17 protein-coding genes are annotated in these 22446 nt (G+C 73.7%); 2 read left to right on the forward strand and 15 right to left on the reverse strand.

The annotated features are described in order from the left end of the window. Positions 1–60: 60 nt before the first annotated feature. The 13 genes from ACSJJR_RS02745 to ACSJJR_RS02805 form a co-directional block, all read right to left on the reverse strand. Complete coding sequence (locus ACSJJR_RS02745) at positions 61–921, reverse strand: SDR family oxidoreductase (protein ID WP_435941689.1); 861 nt, start codon at positions 919–921, stop codon at positions 61–63. Between the two features lie 105 nt (positions 922–1026). Further along, positions 1027–1632: a transcription antitermination factor NusB gene (nusB, locus tag ACSJJR_RS02750; RefSeq protein WP_435941690.1), complete on the reverse strand. Its 606-nt coding sequence runs from the start codon at positions 1630–1632 to the stop codon at positions 1027–1029. 4 nt (positions 1633–1636) lie between these two features. After that, on the reverse strand, positions 1637–2200 hold the full coding sequence (gene efp, locus ACSJJR_RS02755) for an elongation factor P (RefSeq protein WP_435941691.1): 564 nt from the start codon (positions 2198–2200) through the stop codon (positions 1637–1639). 90 nt (positions 2201–2290) lie between these two features. Further along, positions 2291–2914: a shikimate kinase gene (locus ACSJJR_RS02760; protein ID WP_435941692.1), complete on the reverse strand. Its 624-nt coding sequence runs from the start codon at positions 2912–2914 to the stop codon at positions 2291–2293. Then, positions 2911–4650, reverse strand: a complete 1740-nt coding sequence (gene aroB, locus ACSJJR_RS02765) for a 3-dehydroquinate synthase (RefSeq protein WP_435941693.1) — start codon at positions 4648–4650, stop codon at positions 2911–2913. The genes ACSJJR_RS02760 and aroB overlap by 4 nt, the downstream gene beginning before the upstream one ends. 7 nt (positions 4651–4657) lie before the next feature. Then, positions 4658–5878, reverse strand: a complete 1221-nt coding sequence (aroC, locus tag ACSJJR_RS02770; protein ID WP_435941694.1) for a chorismate synthase — start codon at positions 5876–5878, stop codon at positions 4658–4660. A gap of 24 nt (positions 5879–5902) precedes the next feature. Then, positions 5903–6826 (reverse strand): shikimate dehydrogenase, encoded by a 924-nt coding sequence (locus tag ACSJJR_RS02775; RefSeq protein WP_435941768.1) that lies wholly within the window; start codon positions 6824–6826, stop codon positions 5903–5905. Then, complete coding sequence (gene mltG / locus ACSJJR_RS02780) at positions 6823–7989, reverse strand: endolytic transglycosylase MltG (protein ID WP_435941695.1); 1167 nt, start codon at positions 7987–7989, stop codon at positions 6823–6825. The genes ACSJJR_RS02775 and mltG overlap by 4 nt, the downstream gene beginning before the upstream one ends. Then, on the reverse strand, positions 7986–8462 hold the full coding sequence (gene ruvX, locus ACSJJR_RS02785) for a Holliday junction resolvase RuvX (protein ID WP_435941769.1): 477 nt from the start codon (positions 8460–8462) through the stop codon (positions 7986–7988). Before ruvX ends, mltG begins: the two co-directional genes overlap by 4 nt. Positions 8463–8476: 14 nt before the next feature. Continuing rightward, entirely contained in the window at positions 8477–11191 is a 2715-nt protein-coding gene (gene alaS, locus ACSJJR_RS02790) for an alanine--tRNA ligase (RefSeq protein ID WP_435941696.1), read from the reverse strand. Positions 11192–11384: 193 nt separating this feature from the next. After that, positions 11385–12008: a 30S ribosomal protein S4 gene (gene rpsD / locus ACSJJR_RS02795; protein ID WP_435941697.1), complete on the reverse strand. Its 624-nt coding sequence runs from the start codon at positions 12006–12008 to the stop codon at positions 11385–11387. A 192-nt stretch (positions 12009–12200) separates the two neighbouring features. Beyond that, positions 12201–13052, reverse strand: coding sequence for a sulfite exporter TauE/SafE family protein (locus ACSJJR_RS02800; protein ID WP_435941698.1), 852 nt, complete (start codon positions 13050–13052; stop codon positions 12201–12203). Further along, entirely contained in the window at positions 13049–14464 is a 1416-nt protein-coding gene (locus tag ACSJJR_RS02805) for a replication-associated recombination protein A (RefSeq protein WP_435941699.1), read from the reverse strand. Before ACSJJR_RS02805 ends, ACSJJR_RS02800 begins: the two co-directional genes overlap by 4 nt. An 88-nt stretch (positions 14465–14552) precedes the next feature. Here ACSJJR_RS02805 and ACSJJR_RS02810 point away from each other — a divergent pair, with 88 nt between their 5' ends. Continuing rightward, positions 14553–16943: an MMPL family transporter gene (locus ACSJJR_RS02810; protein WP_435941700.1), complete on the forward strand. Its 2391-nt coding sequence runs from the start codon at positions 14553–14555 to the stop codon at positions 16941–16943. A 4-nt stretch (positions 16944–16947) separates the two neighbouring features. On the opposite strand, the gene ACSJJR_RS02815 is transcribed toward ACSJJR_RS02810, so the two are convergent. Both ACSJJR_RS02815 and aspS read right to left on the reverse strand, forming a co-directional pair. Further along, a complete protein-coding gene (locus ACSJJR_RS02815) occupies positions 16948–17565 on the reverse strand; it encodes an L-threonylcarbamoyladenylate synthase (protein WP_435941701.1) in 618 nt (205 codons plus the stop codon). A gap of 104 nt (positions 17566–17669) precedes the next feature. After that, a complete protein-coding gene (gene aspS / locus ACSJJR_RS02820; protein WP_435941702.1) occupies positions 17670–19460 on the reverse strand; it encodes an aspartate--tRNA ligase in 1791 nt (596 codons plus the stop codon). Between the two features lie 408 nt (positions 19461–19868). On the opposite strand from aspS, the gene ACSJJR_RS02825 reads away from it, so the two are divergent. Next, positions 19869–22415 (forward strand): DEAD/DEAH box helicase, encoded by a 2547-nt coding sequence (locus ACSJJR_RS02825; protein WP_435941703.1) that lies wholly within the window; start codon positions 19869–19871, stop codon positions 22413–22415. The last annotated feature ends 31 nt before the right edge of the window (positions 22416–22446 follow it).

Here is a 22446-nt window from a genome sequence, read left to right on the forward strand (position 1 = left end):
GTATCCCTGCACGGTGCGCGCCCGCCCGGCGGGCAGGTGGGGCGCCGCGTGAGATATCAGTCAGGGGCGCTCGCCCGTGAGGACCTCGACCAGGCTCAGGGGCTCGCGGCCGGTGAGGCGGCGCACGTCGTCGGTGACGGCGGCGAGCTGGCCGGAGGCGATGGCGGTGTAGGTGCTCACCCAGCCGTCTACCTGCCAGGCTGGGGCGCCGTAGCCGGCACGCGAGGCGTAGGCCTGCTCAAGATCCTCCTCGCGGTAGGTCGTGGGGGTGCCCAGCTCGGTGAGGGTGCGGGCGACGTCGATCAGGCTCAGGGCCTGGGGGCCGGTCATCGTGTAGACGGCGCCGTCGTGGGCGGCGGAGCCCGCGGCGAGCTCGGCGAGCACGGCGGCGGCCGAGCGCACGACGTCGGCCCGGGCGACGGCGCCGACGCGTCCTCCCGTGGGGCCGGCGGGCCCGGCGATGACGCCGTTGACGGCGAGCTCGGGCAGGAAGTCGAGGTAGAAGGAGTCGCGCAGGAACGTGGTCGTCATGCCCGAGGAGGCCAGGTGGGCCTCGGTGGCGCCGTGGGTGCGGCCGAAGGTGAAGACCGAGTCCTCCCCCGCGCCCAGGAAGCTGGTGTAGACGACGTGGCGCACTCCCGCCTCGGCCGCGGAGTCGATGAGGGCCCGGTGCTGCTCGAGGCGGTCGGCCGCCTCGGAGGCGCAGACCATGAGCAGGACGTCCACGCCTCGCAGGGCGACGGGGGCGGCCTCACGGTCGCCGTAGGTGGTGACGGCGACGTCGCGGGCCCAGGCCGGTGCCCGGCTGGCGTCACGCACGATGAGGCGGGGGGCCAGGCCGACGTCGTGCAGGAGGGCGGCGACGCCTCCGCCGACGCGGCCGGTGGCGCCGGTGACGGCGAGGACGGGGGTTCTGCTCACGCCACCACACCCTAGCGGCAGGAGCCGACGGGTCTGGCAGGCCGTGGGCGGCCCTGGTGCGCGGCCGCCCACGGCCTCGGGACGCGACGGGGCCGCGCCCCGCTGTCAGCGCAGCGTGTCGGCGAGGTCCCCGATGCGCCCGAGCACGCCGCCGAGGTAGCGGGGCGAGTCGTCCGTGGAGAGCATCCTCGCCAGCGTCATGGCCTCATCGACCGCCACGGGGGCGTCGACGTCGTCGTTGTAGATGATCTCCCACGTGGCGACGCGGGCGATGGCGCGGTCCACGGCGGGCATTCGGGCCAGCGTCCAGTCCTGGGCGTAGGTCTCGATGGTGTCATCGACGTCGGCCAGGTGGTCCGCGACGCCGCTGAGGATCTCGCGCGTGTAGGCGGGCGCCTCGGTGTGGTTGGCGGAGTCGACGGCGCGCCGGGCGGCGAAGTCGCGCAGGGTCTGCGCGGCCTCGGCGACGGTGTGCTGGGGCTCGGTGTCCTCGCCGTGGGCGTCGCCGTGACGGGGCTCGTCCACCTGGTGCTGGGGCCTGCCGCCCAGCATGCCGCGCTGGTCCGCCTCGAAGAGGATCTCGACGGCGCGGCGGCGGGCCTTGGTGCGTGCGGTGACGAGGTGCTTGACGTGGCGTGAGGAGCCCGTGGCCCCGCCGTCCAAGGCGGCGTGGCCCGCGGGCGCCTCGTCGTGGAGGCTGGTGCCGGTCATCGGGTCAGTCGGTGACGCGGGAGATGTACTCGCCGGTGCGGGTGTCCACCTTGACGCGGTCGCCCTCGTTGAGGAAGAGGGGGACCTGGATCTCCGCGCCCGTCTCCAGGGTGGCGGGCTTGGTGCCCGCGGAGGAGCGGTCGCCCTGCAGGCCCGGCTCCGTGTGGGAGACGGTCAGCACGACGGAGGCGGGCAGCTCGACGAAGAGCACGGAGTCCTCGTGGAAGGCGACGATGACGTCCTGGCCCTCGAGCATGTAGGTGGCGGCGTCGCCGACGGTCTCGGCGGAGACCGGGACCTGCTCGAAGTCCTTGACGTCCATGAAGACGAAGTCCTCACCGTCCTTGTAGGAGAACTGCATGTCACGGCGGTCAACGGTGGCGGTGTCAACCTTGAGGCCGGCGTTGAAGGTGCGGTCAACGGTCTTGCCGGACAGGACGTTCTTGAGCTTGGTGCGCACGAAGGCGGGGCCCTTGCCCGGCTTGACGTGCTGGAACTCGACCACCTGCCAGAGCTGGCCCTCGATGTTGAGCACGAGGCCGTTCTTCAGGTCGTTCGTCGTTGCCACGGGTGTTCCTCACTGTCGGGGAGAAGTCTTGTCGCCGCAAGACTACCGTCCGCTTCTGCCGGGACCCCGGGGCGAGGCGTGCGAGGCCGGTCACCACCCCAGCAGCACGGCCGCCTCGCCAGCCGCCTGTGCGGGGGTGGTCGCGCTCGTGTCCACGACGACGGCCCCGGCGCCCGCGGCCTGGCGGCACAGGTCCTGGCGGGCGTGGAGCATCTGGGTGAAGGCGTGGTGGACGTTGCCCAGCGCCACCGAGCGCGGGGCGTCCAGCCCGTTGCGGGTGGCCAGGCGCCGGGTCGTGGCGGTCAGCAGCACCGTGCGGGCACCGCCCGCACGGGCGCGCTCCAGGGCGGCGCGGACCCCGGCGTCGGCCAGGCAGCCCGAGCCCAGGGCCGTGACGGCGCCGACGGGGTCAGCGAGCAGCGCGCACGCGGCCTCAGCCTCAGCCTGCCGGTAGCGCTGCTCCCCCACCGCGACGAGCGCCAGCTCCTGCCGGACGCCCAGGCGGCCGGCGACCTGGGCCCCGAGGTCGCGCACCACCAGGCCCAGGGACCGGCCGAGGGCCTGCGCGACGCTGCTGCACCCGGCACCCGGGGCGCCGAGGAGCACGACGGCGTCCTGCGGGCCGACGGACGCCGCAGCGGCACGCTCGCTACCGGGGTCCGCAGCCCCGGAGACTGCGGGGGCCGCGGCCGGTGCGGGGACGGGCACGCTCACGGCTGGGTCCGCCCCTCGCCCGTGACGGCCGCGTGCGCGGCGCGCAGGACCGCCTCGTCCGGCTCGACCCCCCACACGGGCCGGGCGAGGCCGTCGAGCAGGACCATGCGGATGCGCCCGGAGCGGACCTTCTTGTCCGAGAGCATCACCTGCGCCAGCTCCTCGTAGCGGCCGGCCCCCTCGGGGAAGGACGTCGGCAGGCCGGCCGCCGCCAGGACCCGGCGGTGGGTGCTGAGCAGGTCGGCGTCGATGCGGCCGCTGCGGTGCGCGACCTCAGCGGCGAAGACGCAGCCGACTGCCACCGCCTCACCGTGGCGCCAGGCGTAGCCGGTGACCGTCTCGACGGCGTGGGCGTAGGTGTGCCCGTAGTTGAGGATCTCCCGCAGCCCGGACTCGGTGAGGTCCTCGCCGACGACCCCCGCCTTGACAGCGACCGAGCGCGTGACGAGCTCGGCCAGCACCGGGCCGTCCAGGCTCAGCAGGTCGGCAGGCCGCGAGCCGAGCACGAGGTCGAGGATGGCCGGGTCGGCGATGAGACCGCACTTGACGACCTCGCCGAGCCCGGCGCGCAGCTCCTCGGCGCCCAGGGTGCCCAGTGAGTCCAGGTCGCACACGACGGCGGCAGGCGGGTGGAAGGCGCCCACGAGGTTCTTGCCGGCGTCGGTGTCGATGCCCGTCTTGCCGCCGACGGCGGCGTCCACCATCGCCAGCAGCGTGGTGGGGACCTGGACAACGCTCACACCCCGGAGCCAGGTCGCCGCAGCGAAACCCGCGAGGTCCGTCGTGGCGCCGCCTCCCAGGGCGACGACGCAGCCGTCACGCCCCATGCGGAAGGAGCCCAGGGCCTGCCACAGCCGGTCCAGCACGGCGGTGCGCTTGGCGGCCTCGCCCCCGGGCACCGCGAGGCGGGTGACCCGTTGGCCGTCGGCGGCCAGGGCCGCCTCGAGGTCGCGGGCGCGCTCGTCAAGGACGTCGGCGTGGACGACCGCCACCCCTCCGGCGCCGTGGCCGGGTGCGGCGGCCACGGCCTGTGTGACGCAGCGGCTCAGGTCCTGGCCGATGACGACGTCGTAGGGATGGGGACCGCCCACGCACACGGTGGCACGGTTCTCGGGCCCGGCCACGGTCGCGGAGCGGTCCGCTGCGGGGGCCGGGTGGCCCAGGTGCCGCAGGACCTCCTCGGCCACGGCCTCAGGGGTGAGGCCGTCGGCGACGACGGTGAGGGTGGCGACCTGCTCGTACAGGGCGGTGCGCTCAGCGGCCAGCTGCTCCATGCGCCTGCGCACGCCGTCCGCCCCGGTGCGGGCGCCGCCGTCCTGCGGCCCGGCCATGAGGGGGCGGCCACTGCCGTCGCCGACCCGTGCGGCAGCGGTGGCGGCGGTGACGGACAGGTGGACCACCGTGCACCCGGCGAGCATCTCGCGGTTGGCGGGGCGCAGCACGGCCCCACCGCCCAGGGCGATGACACCGGTGGTGGTGGCCGCCCCGTCCAGCAGGGAGCGCAGGGCGGCCGTCTCCCGGTCGCGGAAGCCCTCCTCCCCCTCGGCCTCGAAGATCTCGGGCACGCTCATGCGCGAGCGGCGCCGGACCTCGGCGTCCAGGTCCACCGAGGCGCCCCGCAGGGCGCGGGCGAGCAGCCGGGCGACCGTGGTCTTGCCCGCGCCGGGCAGGCCGACGAGAACCACCGGCAGGCGGGAGCGGTCCGCGGGGGTGAGGCTCGTGGTGCTCATGCTCATGCTCTCCTCACCAGCGGGTCCGCTCAGCCACGCGGGCGAGGTAGGCGTCCAGGTTGCGGCGGCACTCCTCGACACTGTCCCCCCCGGTCTTGTCCAGCAGGGCGTCGGCGAGCACGAGCGCCACCATCGCCTGCGCGATCACCGCCCCGGGCACGACGGCGGTCGTGTCGGAGCGCTGGTGCAGGCCGGTGGCCTCCTGGCCCGTGGCGAGGTCGATCGTGCGCAGGGCGCGCGGCACCGTCGAGATCGGCTTGAGGGCAGCACGCACGACGACGTCCGAGCCGTTGGAGGTACCGCCCTCGATGCCGCCGGCGTGGTTGGTGGCGCGCTCGACCCTCCCGTCGCCAACGAAGAGGATCTCGTCGTGGGCCTGGGAGCCCCGGCGCACCGCCGAGGCGAAGCCGTCACCGATCTCGACGCCCTTGACGGCCTGGATGCCCATGACGGCTGCCGCCAGGCGGGCGTCGAGGCGGCGTGAGGCGTCCACGTGCGTGCCCAGCCCGATGGGCACGCCGGTGGCGATGACCTCAACGACCCCGCCCAGGGTGTCGCCCGCCTTGTGGGCGGCGTCGATCTGCGCCACCATCGCGGCGCTGACCACCGGGTCCGTGCAGCGCACCGGGTCGGCGCTCAGACGCTGCTCGTCCTGCGGCCCGGGCCTGGAGGCGTCGTCGGGCAGGCTGACACCGCCCACACGCAGGACGTGGCTGACCAGGCGTACGCCGGCGACCTGCTCGAGCAGGGCCTCGGCCACCGCACCGAGGGCGACCCTGGCGGCCGTCTCGCGCGCCGAGGCGCGCTCGAGCACGGGACGCGCGTCCGCGAGGTCGTACTTGAGCACCCCGGGCAGGTCCGCGTGCCCCGGCCGGGGGCGGGTGAGCGGCCGGTTGCGGGCGATCTCCCGCTCGTCGCCGGTACCGGCGTCGATGAGCATCTCGGCCGGGTCAACAGGGTCTGCGCTCATGACCGTGGACCACTTGGGCCACTCGGAGTTGCCGATCCTCATGGCGATCGGGCTGCCGATGGTGCGCCCGTGGCGCACGCCGCCCACGATGCTCAGCTCGTCACGCTCAAAGGCCTGGCGTGCTCCACGTCCGTGGCCGAGGCGGCGCCGGGCGAGGGCCGATCGGACCGTCTCGCTCGTGATCTCCACGCCTGCGGGCACGCCCTCGATGAGGGCGGTCAGGGCCTCGCCGTGCGACTCACCGGCGGTCATCCATCGAAGCATGCAGCCGATCATCCCACACGGCCGTCAGCCGGGGCGGCGGTGCCGGGGCAGGGCCCCGACCAGGGCCGTGCGCATGGCGCCGGTGTCCGGCGTCATGCCGGTCATGAGGCGAACCTGCGGCACGGCCTGGTGCAGGAGCATGAGCCAGCCGGGGACGGCGAGCCCGCCGGCCCGCTGCCAGGCGGCGGCCAGCGCCGTCGGCCAGGGGTCGTAGGTGACATCGAGCAGGGCCGCGCCCGGGCGAACCCGCTCGATGAGGGGGGCCAGGACGTCGGGGGCGTGCGCGGGCAGCGTGGAGACCGCGATGGTGGCCTCAGCCAGGGCCTGGGCCACGGCGGCGTCGGAGCGGGGGTCCCCGGGGCTCCAGGTGACGGTCTCGATCTCGAGTCCCATGCGGTGGGCGGCGGCCAGGGCCCGGCCCGGCCCGGCGTGGCGGCGTGCGGCGACGACGATGCGCCCGGCCCCGAGCTCGGTGAGCGCCGCCAGCGCCGAGCAGGCTGTGGCGCCCGAGCCCAGGACGAGGGCGGTGGCCTCGGCGGGCCGCGAGGACGGCGCCAGCCGGTCCCCCGCGGCCTCGCGCAGGGCGCCGACGATCCCGGCGACGTCGGTGTTGAAGCCCGCCAGCAGGGCGGGGCCACGTCCGGCGCGCTGGGCGACGACGGTGTTGGCGGCACCAACGCTCTGGGCCAGTGGGTCCAGGACGTCGAGGCAGCTGAGCAGGGTCTGCTTGTGGGGCATGGTGACGCTCAGGCCCGCCCACACGGGGCCGGGTCCTGCCGGCGCGGCGAGCTCGGCCAGCAGGGGCCGCAGCTGGTCGGGGCGCGTGTGGCGCCGCTCGTACTCCCAGCCCTCCAGACCCAGCGCGCTGTAGGCCGCACGGTGCAGGACCGGGGACAGCGAGTGGGCGACGGGGTCGCCGATGACGGCGGCACGCCCGCGCGAGATCATGAGCCGCCCCCCGTGGAGCACATGTCCTCGTGCTCGCGGCAGTAGGCGGTCAGCCGCTCGGTGTTGGCCTGCTGCTCGTCCTGGGTGGAGGCGAAGAGCGTCTCACCGGTCTCGAGGTTGATGGTGACGAAGTACAGCCACGCCCCCTGGGGCGGGGAGACGACGGCGGCGATGGCCAGCTCGCCCGGGCTGCCGATGGGCGTCGGGGGCAGTCCCGCGTGCACGTAGGTGTTGTACGGGTTGCCTCGGTCCCGCACCTCCTCGCTCGTGGGCACGCCACCGGTGCGGCCCAGGCCGTACAGGACAGTGGAGTCCATCTGGAGGCGGCCCGCGGTGTCCGTCCCGGTGCTTGCCAGACGGTTCTCGATGACGCGGGCGACCTGGCCGTAGTAGGTGCTCGAGGCGACCTCGTGCTCGACGACCGACGCCTTGGTGAGGACCTGCTCGTAGTCGGCCGGAGCCACGCCCAGGCGGGTGAGACGGCTGAGGGTGAGTGAGACCATCGAGGCGACGACGTCGGTGGCGGTGGCGTCCTCGGCGACGTCGTAGGTGGAGGGCGCGAGCCAGCCCTCGACCTGGCCGCCGGCGACCTCGGGCAGGCCGATGGCCGCGGCGTCGCTGAAGGCGGTCTCCACCTCCTGCTCGCTGAAACCGCCCACGCTCATCAGGCGCTCCTTGACCTGCTCGCGCGTGCAGCCCTCGGGGACGGTGAGGGTGCGGTCAGCACGGGAGGCCGGGTCGAGCAGGGCGGCGACGGCGTTGGCGGCGGACATGCCCAGCCGCAGCGTGTAGGTGCCGGCCTGGATCCCGGTGGTGCTGGCCGCGTAGGCGTCGGCGAAGGCGTCCTCGGTGGCCACGACGCCGGCCTGGACGAGGAGCCGGGCGATCTCGGCGCTCGAGGCGCCCTCCGGGATGGTGACGACGACGCTGCCGTGCCCGGCGCCGCTGTAGTCGGAGACAGAGGGCCGCGCCGAGGGGGCCTGGGACGCGCTGCGCACAGCCGTGACGGCGATCAGGCCCAGGCCGGCGACGAGCACGACGGCGAGGATGATGGCGAGCACGGTGCGGCGCGGGCGCCGAGGTGCGCGGGCGCGCCGGGTGCCAGAGGGGGACGTGGGGGCCGAGGTGCTGGCGGCCTCGGCGCGACGGGCGTGCCGGCTCACGCTCGTCCTTCCCTGAGCGCCATGACCAGCTCGCCTGCGGGGCTGCCGGTGCGGCGCTCGGTCTCGAGCGCGTGCTCGAGGATGACGACGGCGGCTGCCTGGTCCACGACGGCGCGGAAGTCCTTCGCACGCCGGCCTGAGGCGTGCAGCGCCTGCTGCGCGGTGACGGTGGTGAGCCGCTCGTCCACGAGCCTGACGGGCACCGGGGCGATGAGCGAGGCGAGCTGGCGGGCCCAGCGCCGCGCGTCCCGGGTGGACGAGGAGGAGCCTCCCGCCATGTGCCGGGGCAGGCCGACGACGGCCTCGACGGCGCCGTGCTCCTCGACGAGGTCGGCGGCTTCGTCGAGGTCGGCGCCGTAGCGGTCCCGGTGCAGGGTCCTCAGCGGGACGGCAAGGATCGCGTCGGCGTCGCAGCGGGCCACGCCGACGCGGGCCGTGCCCACGTCGAAGGCGATCCTGGCACCCGGGCGCATGGCGTGCCGGCCGCTCACGCGCCCAGCGCGCGGGTGACGGCGGCCATCGCCGCGGGCAGCCGGGTGGCGTCCTGGCCACCGCCCTGGGCGAGGTCGGGGCGGCCTCCGCCGCCACCGCCGAGGGTCGTGGCGGCGACCTTGACGAGGTCCCCGGCGCGGGCCCCGGCGTCACGGGCAGCCTGGTTGGTGGCGATAATGACCTGCGGGCGCTGCCCAACGACGCCCATGCCGACCACGACGACGGGCTCGCCCTCGCCCAGGCGGCCGCGCACGTCGAGCACGAGGCCGCGCAGGGCGTCGCCGGAGCCGACGGCCCCCAGGTCCGCGGCGGCGAGGCGGTAGGGCCCCACCTTGACCACGCCGGCCACGACCTCGACGGCCTTGGCGGCCATGGCGGCCTGCTCCGCCACGGCGAGCTTCTTCTCCGCCTCCTTCAGGCGGCTCATGAGCAGCTCGACGCGCTCGGGCAGGTCCTCGGCGCGGCCTCCGACCAGGGCGGACAGGCGCGAGACGAGGGCGTGCTCCTTGGCCTGGAAGCCGTAGGCGCCGTCGCCGACCAGGGCGTCGATGCGACGCACGCCGGAGCCGATGGAGGACTCGCCCAGCAGGGCGACACGGCCGATGCGCCCGGTGGTGGCCACGTGGGTGCCACCGCACAGCTCACGGTCGAAGCCGTCACCGATGGTGACCACGCGCACCTGCTGGCCGTACTTCTCACCGAACAGGGCGATGGCGCCCATGGCCCGGGCCTCGTCGATGCTCATGACGTCGGTGCGGACCTCGAGGTCCTGGGCGAGCGTGGTGTTGACCAGCTCCTCGATGTCGGTGAGCTGGGTGCCGCTGAGCGCCGCGCCGTGGCGGAAGTCGAAGCGCAGGCGCGAGGGAGAGTTCTCGCTGCCGGCCTGGTCCGCGTGCTCGTTGACGACGCGGCGCAGGCCCGCGTAGACCATGTGGGTGGCGGTGTGGGCGCGGGCGATGGCGAGCCGGCGCTGCGTGTCGATCTCGGCATAGGCCTTCTCCCCGACGGCGAGGGTCCCCTCGGTAAGGGTGCCGCGGTGCACGCTCAGGCCCTTGATGGGGGCCTGGACGTCGGTGACCTCGACGACGCCGCCGTCGGCCAGGCGGATGGTGCCGTGGTCGGCGAGCTGGCCGCCCATCTCCGCGTAGAAGGGGGTGCGGTCGAGGATGACCTCGACCTCGGCGGGCGCCGTGGCCACGGGCTGGGGCACGCCGTCGACGAGCAGGCCGGTGACGACGGCGTCGGCGGCCGACTCGGTGTAGCCCAGGAAGGTGGAGCCGCCTCCCATGGCCTTCTCGATGTCCTGGAAGGCGCGGATGTCGGCGTGGCCGGTCTTCTTGGCGCGGGCGTCGGCGCGGGCGCGCTCCTTCTGCTCGCTCATGAGGGCGCGGAAGGCGTCCTCGTCGACGGCGACGCCCTGCTCGGCGGCCATCTCGAGGGTGAGGTCGATGGGGAAGCCTGAGGTGTCGTGCAGCTCGAAGGCGACCGAGCCGGGCACGACGGCCTTGCCGCCCGTGGCGGAGGCCGCGGCCTTGGCCCGGGCGACCGCGGTGTCCAGGACCGTGGTGCCGGCGGCCAGGGTGCGCCTGAAGGCCTCCTCCTCGGCGTAGGCGACCTCCGAGATCTGCGTCCAGCGCTCCTCGAGCTCGGGGTAGGACAGCCGCATGACGTCCTTGGAGGCGGTCAGGAGGGTCGGCATCGCGGCCTCCTCGACGCCCAGCAGGCGCATGGAGCGCACCGCGCGACGGATGAGACGGCGCAGGACGTAGCCGCGGCCGTCGTTGCCGGGACGCACCCCGTCGCTGATGAGCATGAGGGCGGAGCGCACGTGGTCGGCGACGACGCGCATGCGCACGTCGTTCTCGTAGTCGTCGCCGGCGCTGGGGCCCGCGGCCCCGCGCCCGTAGGTCTTGGCGCTCATGGCCTCGGCGGCGGCGATGACGGGGTAGACCTCGTCGATCTCGTACATGTTGGGCTTGTCCTGCATGACGAAGGCCAGACGCTCGAGGCCCGCACCGGTGTCGATGGCGGTCTGGTCGAGCTTGCCGACGAGCTCGAAGTCGTGGCCCTGGCCCTCACCGCGGATGAACTCGTCGAAGACGAGGTTCCAGATCTCGAGGAAGCGGTCGCCCTGGGTGTCGGCCAGGGGGCCGCCGTCGGGGCCGTACTGGGGGCCGCGGTCGTAGTGGATCTCGCAGCAGGCGCCGGCGGGTCCGGGCTGGCCGGTGGACCAGGAGATCTCCTCGAAGGGGAGCTTCTGGACGTGGGTGGGGTCCACTCCGAGGGTGCGGGTGAGGTAGTCCCAGGAGACGTCGTCCTTCTCCCAGATGGTCATCCACAGGCGGTCGCCGTCGAGGCCGTAGCGGCCCTCGGCCACGGGACCCGTCAGCAGGTCCCAGGCGTACTGGATGGCCCCCTCCTTGAAGTAGTCCCCGAAGGAGAAGTTGCCGTTCATCTGGAAGAACGTGCCGTGCCGGGTGGTGCGGCCGACGTTGTCGATGTCGTTGGTGCGGATGCACTTCTGCACGCTCGCCGCCGTGGGCCAGGGGGCCTGCTCGGTGCCGAGGATGTAGGGGATGAAGGGGACCATCCCGGCGACGGTGAACAGGATCGAGGGCTCCGGGGAGACGAGGGAGACCGAGGGGCGGATCTCGTGACCGTTCGCCGCGAAGTAGTCGAGCCAGCGGGAGCGGATCTCTGAGGTACGCATGTGCTGTTCTTGCTCCTGAGTCGGGTGCGTGGGTGAGTGCGTGCGCGCGGCGGCGCCCGGCGCGGGCCGCGTCGCTGGCGCCCACGCGGCGAGGACCGGGGGCGAGACTACCCCGCCCGACCGGGTAGGCGGGACGCCCCTCACCGGCGTGCGGTGCGGGGCGTCCCGGTGGCTGTGTCCTCCTGGGAGGCGGTCAGCGCGAGTAGTACTCGACGACCATCTGGACGTCGCAGGTGACGGGGACCTCGTCGCGCTTGGGGCGGCGCACCAGGGTAGCGGTGAGCTTCTCGACCTCAACCGCGAGGTAGTCCGGCACGGGGGGCAGGACGTCGCGGTGGGCGCCGGTGGCGGCGATCTGGAAGGGGACCATCACCTGGGAGCGCGGACGGACCTGGATGGTCTGGCCGGGCTTGACGCGGAAGGAGGGGCGGTCCACGACCTTGCCGTCCACGAGGATGTGGCGGTGGACGACGTCCTGACGGGCCTGGGCGATGGTGCGGGCGAAGCCGGAGCGCAGGACGAGGGCGTCCAGGCGCATCTCGAGCAGCTCGACGAGCGACTCACCGGTCAGGCCCTTCTCACGGCGGGCCTCCTCGAAGACGCGCTGGAGCTGGGCCTCGCGGATGCCGTACTGGGCGCGCAGGCGCTGCTTCTCCTTCAGGCGCACGGCGTAGTCGGACTCGGTGCGGCGGCGGGCGCGGCCGTGCTCGCCGGGGCCGTAGGGGCGCTTCTCGAAGTAGCGCACGGCCTTGGGGGTCAGCGGGATGCCGAGGGCGCGCGAGAGGCGCACCTGGCGGCGGGAGCGGGAGGAGCTCATGCTCGTCTCTTCTTCCTGTCGGAGTGATCGCACGCCCCGTGCGGGTGCGCGGGGCGCGGGGTCAGCCACGTGGACGGGCCGGGACCCCAGGGGCGGCGCGCGCGGTGAGATGACCGCACGCAGGCAGCCCAGGAACACTAGCGGGTGACCGCCCTGCGAGGCGAGCCACGCCCCTCCCGTGTGACCGGTTCCTCAGCCCTGGCCGTCACCCGCTCCGCGGGCCCCGGGACCCTGCCGGCGCTGACGGCGCAGGCGGACGCGCTCCTTGCCGAGCACGTTGAGGACGACGCCCACGAGGAAGACGCCGAACAGCGTGTTCCCGGCGGCAGGGCTCAGGGCAGCCGCCACCCGGGCGCCCAGGGGCGCGGCCACGACGGCGGCCGCACCCACGAGCAGGCCGGCCCGCAGGTCCACGGCGCCGTGGCGCAGGTTGGACCAGGTGCCCACCGCCGCGGTGGGCACCATGACGAGCAGGGAGGTCCCGCGAGCCATGAGGTCTCCGACGCCGGCGACGAGCTGCAGCCCGGGCACGATGACGCTGCCGCCTCCCACGCCCACCAGGCCCGCCATGACCCCGGCCAGGACGCCAACGCCCACGAGGCCCGCGCCGCGCAGCGGGTCGAGCAGGAGCCCGGCGTCGCGCACCGGCGCCTGCAGCTGCTGGGAGACGATGACGACGAGCGTGAAGGCGACGAAGACCCAGGGCAGGACCCGGTGCGGCAGGCGGCGCAGCAGCCAGGTCCCCAGCGGCGCCCCGGCCAGGGACCCGGCGCAGACGATGGCGGAGGCCGTCCAGGACACCTCCCCGTGCCGGGCGTAGGAGACGGTGCCCACTGCGGCGGTGACGACGATGGCTGCCAGCGAGGTGGCGGCCGCACGGCGCTGGTCCATGCCGAGCACACCCATGAGCGCGGGGACGATGACCAGGCCCCCGCCGACGCCGAAGAGCCCGGAGAGCAGGCCCGCCGCCAGCCCGGTGGCGAGCACGAGCAGGACGGTGCGTACCGACCGGCGCCGGGCGGCAACGGGCTCGAGCGGGCTCATGCGCCGGCACCGTCCTGAAGGATCCGGCGCACGGCCTCGAGACGGGCGGCAACCTGCTTCTCGAAGCCGCGGGAGGTGGGCTCGTAGTAGCGCTGCCCGGCGAGCCCGTCAGGCAGGTACTGCTGGCCCACGACGCCGTGGGGGTGGTCATGGGGGTAGAGGTAGCCGACGCCGTGCCCCAGGCGCTGGGCCCCGGGGTAGTGGGCGTCGCGCAGGTGCGCGGGCACCTGCCCGGCCCTTCCGGCGGCGACGTCGGCGGCGGCCCGACCGATGCCGAGGGTCACCGCGTTGGACTTCGGGGCGGTGGCGACGGCGAGGGCGGCCTCGGCCAGGACGAGCTGGGCCTCGGGCATACCGATGAGGCCGACGGCCTGCTGGGCCGCCACCGCGGTGGACAGGACCGTGGGGTCGGCCAGGCCCACGTCCTCAGCCGCGTGGATGGTGATGCGCCGGGCAATGTACCTGGGGTCCTCACCGGCAGCGAGCATCCGGGCGAGGTAGTGCAGGGTGGCGTCGGGGTCGGAGCCGCGCATGGACTTGATGAAGGCGCTGATGACGTCGTAGTGCTGGTCGCCCTGGCGGTCGTAGCGCACGGCGGCGACGTCCGCCGCCTGCTCGACCCCGGCCAGGGTGATGACCGCGGCGGGGGCGGCGGTGCCCGTGTCCGCAGGGTGAGCGGCGTCGTCCTGGTGCGGGCGGGCACAGAGGGCGGCGCCGGCGGCAGCCTCGAGGACGGTCAGGGCCTTGCGGGCGTCGGAGCCGGCCATGCGCACGATCTGCTCGCGGGCCTCGTCCTCCAGACGCACGCGTGCGCCCAGCCCCCGCGGGTCCGCCACGGCCCGGTCGACGAGGCGGCGCACGTCCTGGGCCTCGAGCGGGTGGAGCGTGAGCAGCAGCGAGCGCGACAGCAGCGGGGAGACCACCGAGAAGCTCGGGTTCTCGGTGGTGGCGGCCATCAGCGTGACCCAGCGGTTCTCCACGCTGGGCAGCAGGGCGTCCTGCTGGGAGCGCGAGAAGCGGTGGACCTCATCGACGAACAGGACGGTCTCCTCCCCCGAGGCCGCCAGGCGCCGTCGTGCGTCCTCGACGACGGCGCGCACGTCCTTGACCCCGGCGGTGAGCGCCGACAGCTCGACGAAGCGTCGGCCGCTGCCGCGCGCGACGAGGTAGGCGAGGGTCGTCTTGCCGGTGCCCGGCGGTCCCCACAGGATGACGGAGGAGACCCCGGTACCCTGCCCGGAGCCGGGGTCCGCCGCGCCAACCAGCCGTTGGAGGGGTGAGCCCGCAGTGAGCAGGTGGTCCTGGCCCAGGACCTCGGGCAGGCTGCGCGGGCGCATGCGCACGGCCAGGGGCGCGTGCGTGTCCACGGGCAGGCCGACGTCGTCGGTGCCGGCGCTGTCGAAGAGGTCCACGTGAGGAGCCTATCGCGGTGCCCGTCGGCCCCCGGGGCCCCGCGTGCCGGGACCGGGCCCCCGGCCGGGGGTCTGCAACAATGACGGGGTGCTCCACTGGCTCTCCCGACGCGTCGTCAAGGACGCCTCCGTCGTCGTCGCCTCGTGGGCGCTCGTCGCCGTCCTCGCCCTGACGGTCGCGGCGACGGGCCTGGGCCTGGGCCCCCTGACAAGCCGTCTGGTCGGCGGGGCAGGCGCGCCGGGGCTGGGCGAGTCGAGGCAGGGCCGGGAGATCATCGAGGCGCTGTCCGGTGACGGCACGACCGTCACCCTGCTCGTCACCGGGGTGGACGTGTCCACGCCCGAGCGCCAGGAGGAGGTGGCCGCCGCCCTGGCGGACGCCCACAAGGACCTTGCGGCCGTCGTCGGCGAGACAAATGTGCTCGACCCCTTCGTCGTGCCCGGCATGCTCGAGGAGCCGGCCGGACAGGTGCTGGCCTCCAAGGACCTTGACGGCTTCCTCATCGTGGTGACGGTGGACCCCAACGGGCCCGAGGTAGCCAAGGAGGGGGACAAGGAGCACGCGCAGGACCTCGCTGAGGCGGTGACGCGCGTCCAGTCGCGCCTGGAGCGGGTGCCCACCGAGCTGTCCTCAGTGAGCCCGGGCGCCTCGGGCACGGTCTCCCACAAGGGCCTGCGTGAGCAGGCCGTCATCGACCAGGCCTGGCAGGACACGCTCGTCGCCCTGCTCATCGCCCTGCCTGCCATCCTGCTGCTGCTCGTCCTCGTCTTCGGGGCCGTGCTGCCGGCCCTGGTGCCCGTGGCCACGGCGGTGACCACCCTGCTCGCCACCCTGGGCGCCCTGTGGCTGCTGAGCCTGCTCATCGAGCTGCCCGCCTTCGTCCTGCCGGTGACGGTGATGCTCGCCCTGGCGCTGGCCACGGACTACGGCTTCGTGCTCACCACACGTTTTCGCGAGGAGCTGGCCCGCCTGCGGGAGGGCCAGACGGCGCTCAGCCCCGTGGCGCGGGGCCGGGCCGGGCGCGCGGAGCGCCGTCGGCGCCGCCGCGCCTCCCCCGTGACGCGGGCGGTGGCGCTCACGCTCCTGAGCACGGGCCGCACGATCCTGCTCACGTCGCTGACGATGGTCGTCGCGCTGGCGGCTCTGCTGCTCATCGGCACCGACGTCCTGGGGGCCATCGCCCGGGCGGGGATCGCCGCAGTTGTCATCGCCACCGCCGTGTGCCTGTCGCTGGCGCCGGCCCTGGTCGCGCTGGTCGGCCGGCGCCTGCACCACCCCTCACCGCTGCGGCGCGTGGGGGCCCTGCGGCGGCTGCGCTCGTGGGTGGGGGACGCCGCGCGTGAGCAGGGCGTGTTCTCCCGCGCCGTCGGGCTCATCCAGCGGGTGCCCTGGGTGGCGCTGGCGGTCTCCCTCGTCATCCTCGTCGTGCTGGCCTCCCCCGCCCGCCACCTGCACGTGCTGGTCTCCGACGAGGACCTGCTGCCCGCATCCTCCGACCAGGCCGTCTACCTCGACACGCTGGCGGCCTCCTACCCGGCGGCGCAGGACGCCGACGCCACCGTGGTGCTGGCCCAGGCCGGGGAGCGGGCGACCGCCTTCATCAACAGCCAGGTGGCCCACGCCGAGGGCGTGACCTCGATCCTGCGCACCGCGACGGCCGGCGAGTACACGGTGGTCTACCTCGACCTGGAGGGCGAGGGCGCCTCGACCGGGGCGGAGGCAGCCGTGCGGGCGGTGCGGGACCTGGCGGCCCCCGCGGACATGTGGGTCACGGGACAGGCGGCGGCCCAGGTGGACCTGCGCGACGCGATCACGGGGGCGCTGCCGTGGGTCGTGGTCGTCGTCGGTCTTGTGCTCATCGTCCTCATGCTGCTGACGACCGCCTCGCTCGTCATCCCGGTCAAGACGCTGCTGGTCAACACGATGTCGGTGCTGGCGAGCTACGGCGTGGTGACGTGGGTGTTCCAGGAGGGGCACCTGGCTGGGCTCCTCGGCGTCGAGACGCTGGGGGGCGTGGAGGCCTACTCCGTCGCGGCCGTCATCGGCATCGGTCTGGGGCTGGTGACCGACGACGACCTCCTCCTGCTGGACCGGGTGGCGGCGCACCACGCTCGCTCGGGTGACGACGCCGGTGCCGTCGAGGCCGGGATTCAGGGCACGGGCCGCCTGACGAGCACGACGGCGGCGCTGCTCATCGTCGTGTTCCTCAGCTTCGTCAGCTCCGAGCTGCTCATCGTCGCCCAGGTGGCGCTGGCGCTGGCAGTGCTCATGGCGGTGGACGCGACGGTGGTGCGCCTGCTGCTCCTGCCGGCGGCCATGTCCCTGCTGGGCGGGTGGAACTGGTGGCTGCCCAGGTGGCTGGCGCCGCTGGTCGAGCGCTACGGGCTGGCCGAGCCGCTGGTGTCGGTGCCGCGCTCCCCCACCGCTCGTGAGGAGGGCCCCGAGCAGGTGCCCGGGTCGGTGAGCGCCCAGGACTGAGCGCTCACAGCAGGCGGGTGTCCCCCGCGCCCTCGCGGGCGACCTCGGGCACGTCCTGGGTGAGGTCGAGGACGGTGGTGGGCTCGGTCGAGCCGACGGGGCCCTCGATGACGACGTCGATGAGGTGGCCGAGGGCGTCCTCGATCTCCCAGCCGCTGGTCTCAGGGACCTCGTTGCCGGGGCGGATGAAGGTCGAGGACAGCAGGGGCGCGCCGTAGGCGGCGACGAGCGCCTGGGTGATGGCGTGGTCCGGGATGCGCACGCCGAGGGTGTGCTTCCTCGGGTTGAGGGTCATGCGCGGGACCTCCTTGGTGCCCTTGAGGATGAAGGTCCAGGGTCCGGGCGTCAGGCGCTTGATGAGGCGGAAGGCGTTGTTGCCGACGATGGCGAGGGAGCCCACCTGGGCGAAGCCGGCGCACACGAAGGTGAAGTTGTGCTTGTCGGAGAGCTGACGGATCTGGCGGATGCGGTCCAGGCCCTCCTTGTTGCCCGGGGCGCAGGCGAGGGCGTAGCCGGAGTCGGTGGGGTAGGCGATGAGGCCGTCGTCCTTGATGACGCCGACGACCTTGTCGACGAGGCGGGACTGAGGGTTGTCGGGGTGGAGCTCGATGTAGCGCGACATGCGCCCATTGTGCTCCCGGCTCAGGCGGGGCGCACCCGTGCGCGGATGGGCCGCGCCCCGGCTACCGGTGACGGCAGCCGGGGGCACGTACCCGGGCCGCGGTCTCAGCCAGCCTGCGACACGGCCTCCTGGCCGACGACCGCGTCGACGCCGGCCTCCTTGCGCTGCTCAGGCGTGATCGGTGCAGGTGCCTCGGTCAGGGGGTCGAAGCCACCACCGGACTTGGGGAAGGCGATGACGTCGCGGATGGAGTCCGCGTGCGTGAGCAGGCTGACGATGCGGTCCCAGCCGAAGGCGATGCCGCCGTGCGGCGGGGCACCGTACTTGAAGGCGTCGAGCAGGAAACCGAACTTCTCCTGGGCCTCCTGCTCACCGATCCCCATGACGTCGAAGACGCGCTTCTGCACGTCCGAGCGGTGGATACGGATCGAGCCACCTCCGATCTCGTTGCCGTTGCACACGATGTCGTAGGCGTAGGCCAGGGCGTTGCCCGGGTCCTGGTCGAAGGTCTCGAGCCACTCCGGCTTCGGGGAGGTGAAGGCGTGGTGCACCGCCGTCCAGGGCGACCTGCCCAGCGCGACGTCACCCTCCTCCTTCGCGGCGGCCGAGGGCTTGAACAGGGGCGCGTCCACGACCCACACGAAGGACCAGGCGTCCTCGTCGATGAGGCCGCAGCGCTTGCCGATCTCCAGACGCGCCGCGCCCAGCAGGGCCCGTGCGGCGTCGGTGGCGCCTGCGGCGAAGAAGATGGCGTCACCCGGCTGGGCGCCAGTGGCCCCGGCCAGTCCCGCGCGCTCGGCGTCGGTGATGTTCTTGGCGACCGGGCCGCCGAGCTCACCCGTCTGCGAGACGGTGACGTAGGCCAGGCCCTTGGCGCCGCGCTGCTTGGCCCAGTCCTGCCAGGCGTCGAAGGTCCGGCGCGACTGCGAGGCCCCGCCGGGCATGACGACGGCGCCGACGTACTCGCTGTGGAAGACGCGGAAGGTCGTGTCCTTGAAGTAGTCGGTGAGCTCGACGAGCTCCAGACCAAAGCGCAGGTCCGGCTTGTCGGTGCCGTAGCGCGCCATGGCGTCGCGGTAGGTCATGTGCGGGATCGGGGTGACGAGGTCGTGGCCGATCAGGGCCCACACCTCCTTGAGGACGTCCTCAGCGACCTGCATGACGTCCTCCTGCTCGACGAAGGACATCTCGATGTCGAGCTGGGTGAACTCAGGCTGACGGTCTGCCCGGAAGTCCTCGTCGCGGTAGCAGCGGGCGATCTGGTAGTAGCGCTCCATGCCGGCCACCATGAGCAGCTGCTTGAACAGCTGGGGGCTCTGCGGCAGGGCGTACCAGGAGCCGGGGGCCAGGCGCGCCGGGACGAGGAAGTCACGGGCACCCTCGGGGGTGGAGCGGGTGAGCGTGGGGGTCTCGACCTCGACGAAGTCGTGCTCGGCCAGGACCTTGCGGGCGGCCTGGGAGACCTTGGAGCGCAGGCGGATGGCGTGCTGCATGGGCGTGCGGCGCAGGTCGAGGTAGCGGTAGCGCAGGCGGGCCTCCTCACCCACCTGGCCAGAGTCCTCGGCGTGGTCGGAGACCTGGAAGGGCAGCGCCGCCGCGGTGTTGAGGATCTCGATGTCGCTGACGACGACCTCGACCTCGCCGGTGGGCAGCTGGGGGTTCGCATTGCCCTCGGGACGGCGGGTGACGTCGCCGGTCACACGCAGCACGTACTCCGAGCGCAGGTCGTGGGCGACCTCCTGACGGATGACGACCTGGGCGATGCCGGAGGCGTCACGCAGGTCGATGAAGGCGACACCTCCGTGGTCGCGGCGGCGGTCCACCCAGCCGGTGAGGGTGACGGTCGAGCCGATGTCGGCGACGCGCAGGGATCCTGCGTGGCGGGTGCGCAGCATGGGTGCTGAGGTCCTTCCGTTGGGGGCGCGTGGTCCCGGCGCCCGGCGGGGCGCACCGCGAGACGGGCGGGCGCCGCCGCCGATAGTACGCGCGGGGCCCGCGAGAGCAGGATCACGTGTGACCTGAGGCGTCATGCCGGGTCCACCGCCCCGCCTCGTCGGCGCGGCCGATACAGTGGCCCCAGGAGCGATCCGTGCTGTGAACCCCGTTCGGGGCTGCGCCGCCCTGGCGGCCCGGCAGTGCCCGTGAGTCTGTGCGTGAAGCCCGTCAGCCGCCCTTGACACCACCGTGTCGAGCCAGGCGCAGGGCGAGTGTGGTGGGTGCGGTACGGCAAAGAGGTGGGCCGACCGGGCCTCCCCCACACTCCGCAACAGGTCCCCACCGGACCGGATACGGGAACAACACCAATGAGCACCCACACCCCTGGCAGCACTGCGCCCGCTGACGGGCCCCTCAGCCTCGACGCCCTCTTCGAGGCCGAGGTCAGCCACGGCGACGACACCGTCACCTCCCCCGCCGACGCGGCCCCGGCCGTCACCGGCGGGTCCGTGGCCTCCGCCTCCTCCTTCGACACACCCGCCTCCTCCGACTCCCCAGAGGACCCGGAGGACGTGGAGCACGAGGACGAGCAGGACGACGTCGACACCGCGGCCGCCCTGGCCCTCGAGGAGAACGACCCCGAGGAGGAGGACGACGAGCAGGCGCAGGACGACGGCTCCGAGGACCTCGACGAGGAGCAGGTTGACGGCCACGCCCCCTTCGTCAACGACGGCGAGGAGGAGCCCGCCGAGCAGCCCACGGGCCCCGAGGAGCTCACCTTCAGCGACCTCGGCCTGCCCGCCGACCTGCTCAAGGCCGTCACCGACATGGGCTTCGTCACCCCCACCCCCATCCAGCGCGAGGCCATCCCCGTGCTGCTGGGTGGACGCGACGTCGTCGGCGTCGCCCAGACCGGCACCGGCAAGACCGCCGCCTTCGGCCTGCCTCTGCTCGACGCGGTGGACTCGCGCGACGGCAGGGTCCAGGCGCTCGTGCTGGCCCCCACCCGTGAGCTCGCCATCCAGAGCGCCGACGCCATCACCGACATGGCCCAGCGCTCGCGCGGCCTCGACGTCGTCGCCGTCTACGGCGGCGCCCCCTACGGCCCGCAGATCGGGGCCCTCAAGAGCGGCGCGCAGGTCGTCGTCGGCACCCCCGGCCGTGTCATCGACCTCATTGACAAGGGCGCCCTGCGCCTGGACGACGTGCGCTTCTTCGTCCTGGACGAGGCAGACGAGATGCTGCGCATGGGCTTCGCCGAGGACGTCGAGACCATTGCCTCCTCCCTGCCCGCCGAGCGCCGCACAGCCCTGTTCTCCGCCACGATGCCGCCCGCCATCCAGGCCGTCGCGCGTCAGCACCTCACCGACCCTCAGCGCATCGAGGTCTCGCGCCAGTCCTCCACCGTGGACACCGTCCACCAGACCTACGCGGTCGTGCCCTTCCGCCACAAGATCGGTGCCGTCTCGCGTGTCCTCGCGGTCACCGAGGCCGCCGCGGCCATCGTCTTCGTGCGCACCAAGTCCACCGCCGAGGACGTCGCCATCGAGCTCGCCGGCCGTGGTATCCAGGCCGCAGCGATCAGCGGCGACGTGCCCCAGCGCGAGCGCGAGCGCCTGGTCGAGCGCCTGCGCCAGGGCACGCTCGACGTCCTCGTCGCCACCGACGTCGCCGCCCGCGGCCTCGACGTTGAGCGCATCGGGCTCGTCGTCAACTTCGACGTGCCCCGCGAGGCTGAGGCCTATGTGCACCGCATCGGCCGTACCGGCCGTGCCGGCCGTCACGGTGAGGCCGTCACCTTCCTCACCCCCAAGGAGAAGGGCAAGCTGCGTCAGATCGAGCGTCTGACGGGCACCCGCCTGGAGGAGATCACCCTGCCCTCCCCCGCCGACGTCTCACGCCACCGCGCGGGACGGCTGCTGGACAAGGCCGCCGCGAGGCTCGAGCGCGGACGCCTCGAGATGTACGCCGAGCTCGTCGCCACTCAGGCGGCCGAGCTCGGGACCGAGGTCGAGGACCTGGCGGCAACCCTGCTGGCGCTCGCTGTGGGCGATGAGGGCCCCCGGACCTGGAAGGAGCGCAAGGAGGAGCCGCGTCAGCGCGTGCGCCGCGAGGAGACCGTGGACTCCGAGGGCACCTTCGTCTCCGCCTCCTTCGAAGGCGGCCGTGACCGCGACGACCGCCGAGGGCGCGGTGAGCGCCCCGACGGCAAGCCCGGGGCCGCCCGTGGAGGCCGTCGCCGGCACGAGGACGGTACCGGCACGGTCTACCGGGTCGAGGTCGGTCACCGTGACCGCGTCCTGCCCGGCGCGATCGTCGGCGCCCTGGCCAACGAGGGCGGAATCTCCGGCTCTGACATCGGCAAGATTGACATCCTCCAGTCCTTCTCCCTGGTGGAGATCCACACGCCCCTGTCTGCGGAGCAGCTCGAGGCCATGGGCCACGCGACCTTCGGGGGGCGCGAGATGCGGATCCACCTCGATGAGGGCCCGGGCCACGGCTGGGACGGTTCCGACAACCCGTCCTCCGAGCGCCAGCAGCGCCGTGCCGAGCGCCCTCGTTTCGGGCGCGACGACGAGCGTGGCGGCTTCCGCGGCGGACGCGACGACGAGCGTGGCGGCTTCCGTCGCGACAACGACCGTGGCGGCTTCCGCGGCGGACGCGACAACGACCGTGGCGGCTTCCGACGTGACAACGACCGTGGCGGCTTCCGCGGCGGACGCGACAACGACCGTGGCGGCTTCCGTCGCGACAACGACCGTGGCGGCTTCCGACGTGACAACGACCGTGGCGGCTTCCGCGGCGGACGCGACAACGACCGTGGCGGCTTCCGTCGCGACAACGACCGTGGCGGCTTCCGTCGCGACAACGACCGTGGCGGCTTCCGCGGCGGACGCGACAACGACCGCTGGTGACGCACCCGCGCCGTGACGCCTGAGGGTGGAG

It is taken from the genome of Actinomyces sp. W5033, assembly GCF_051303165.1.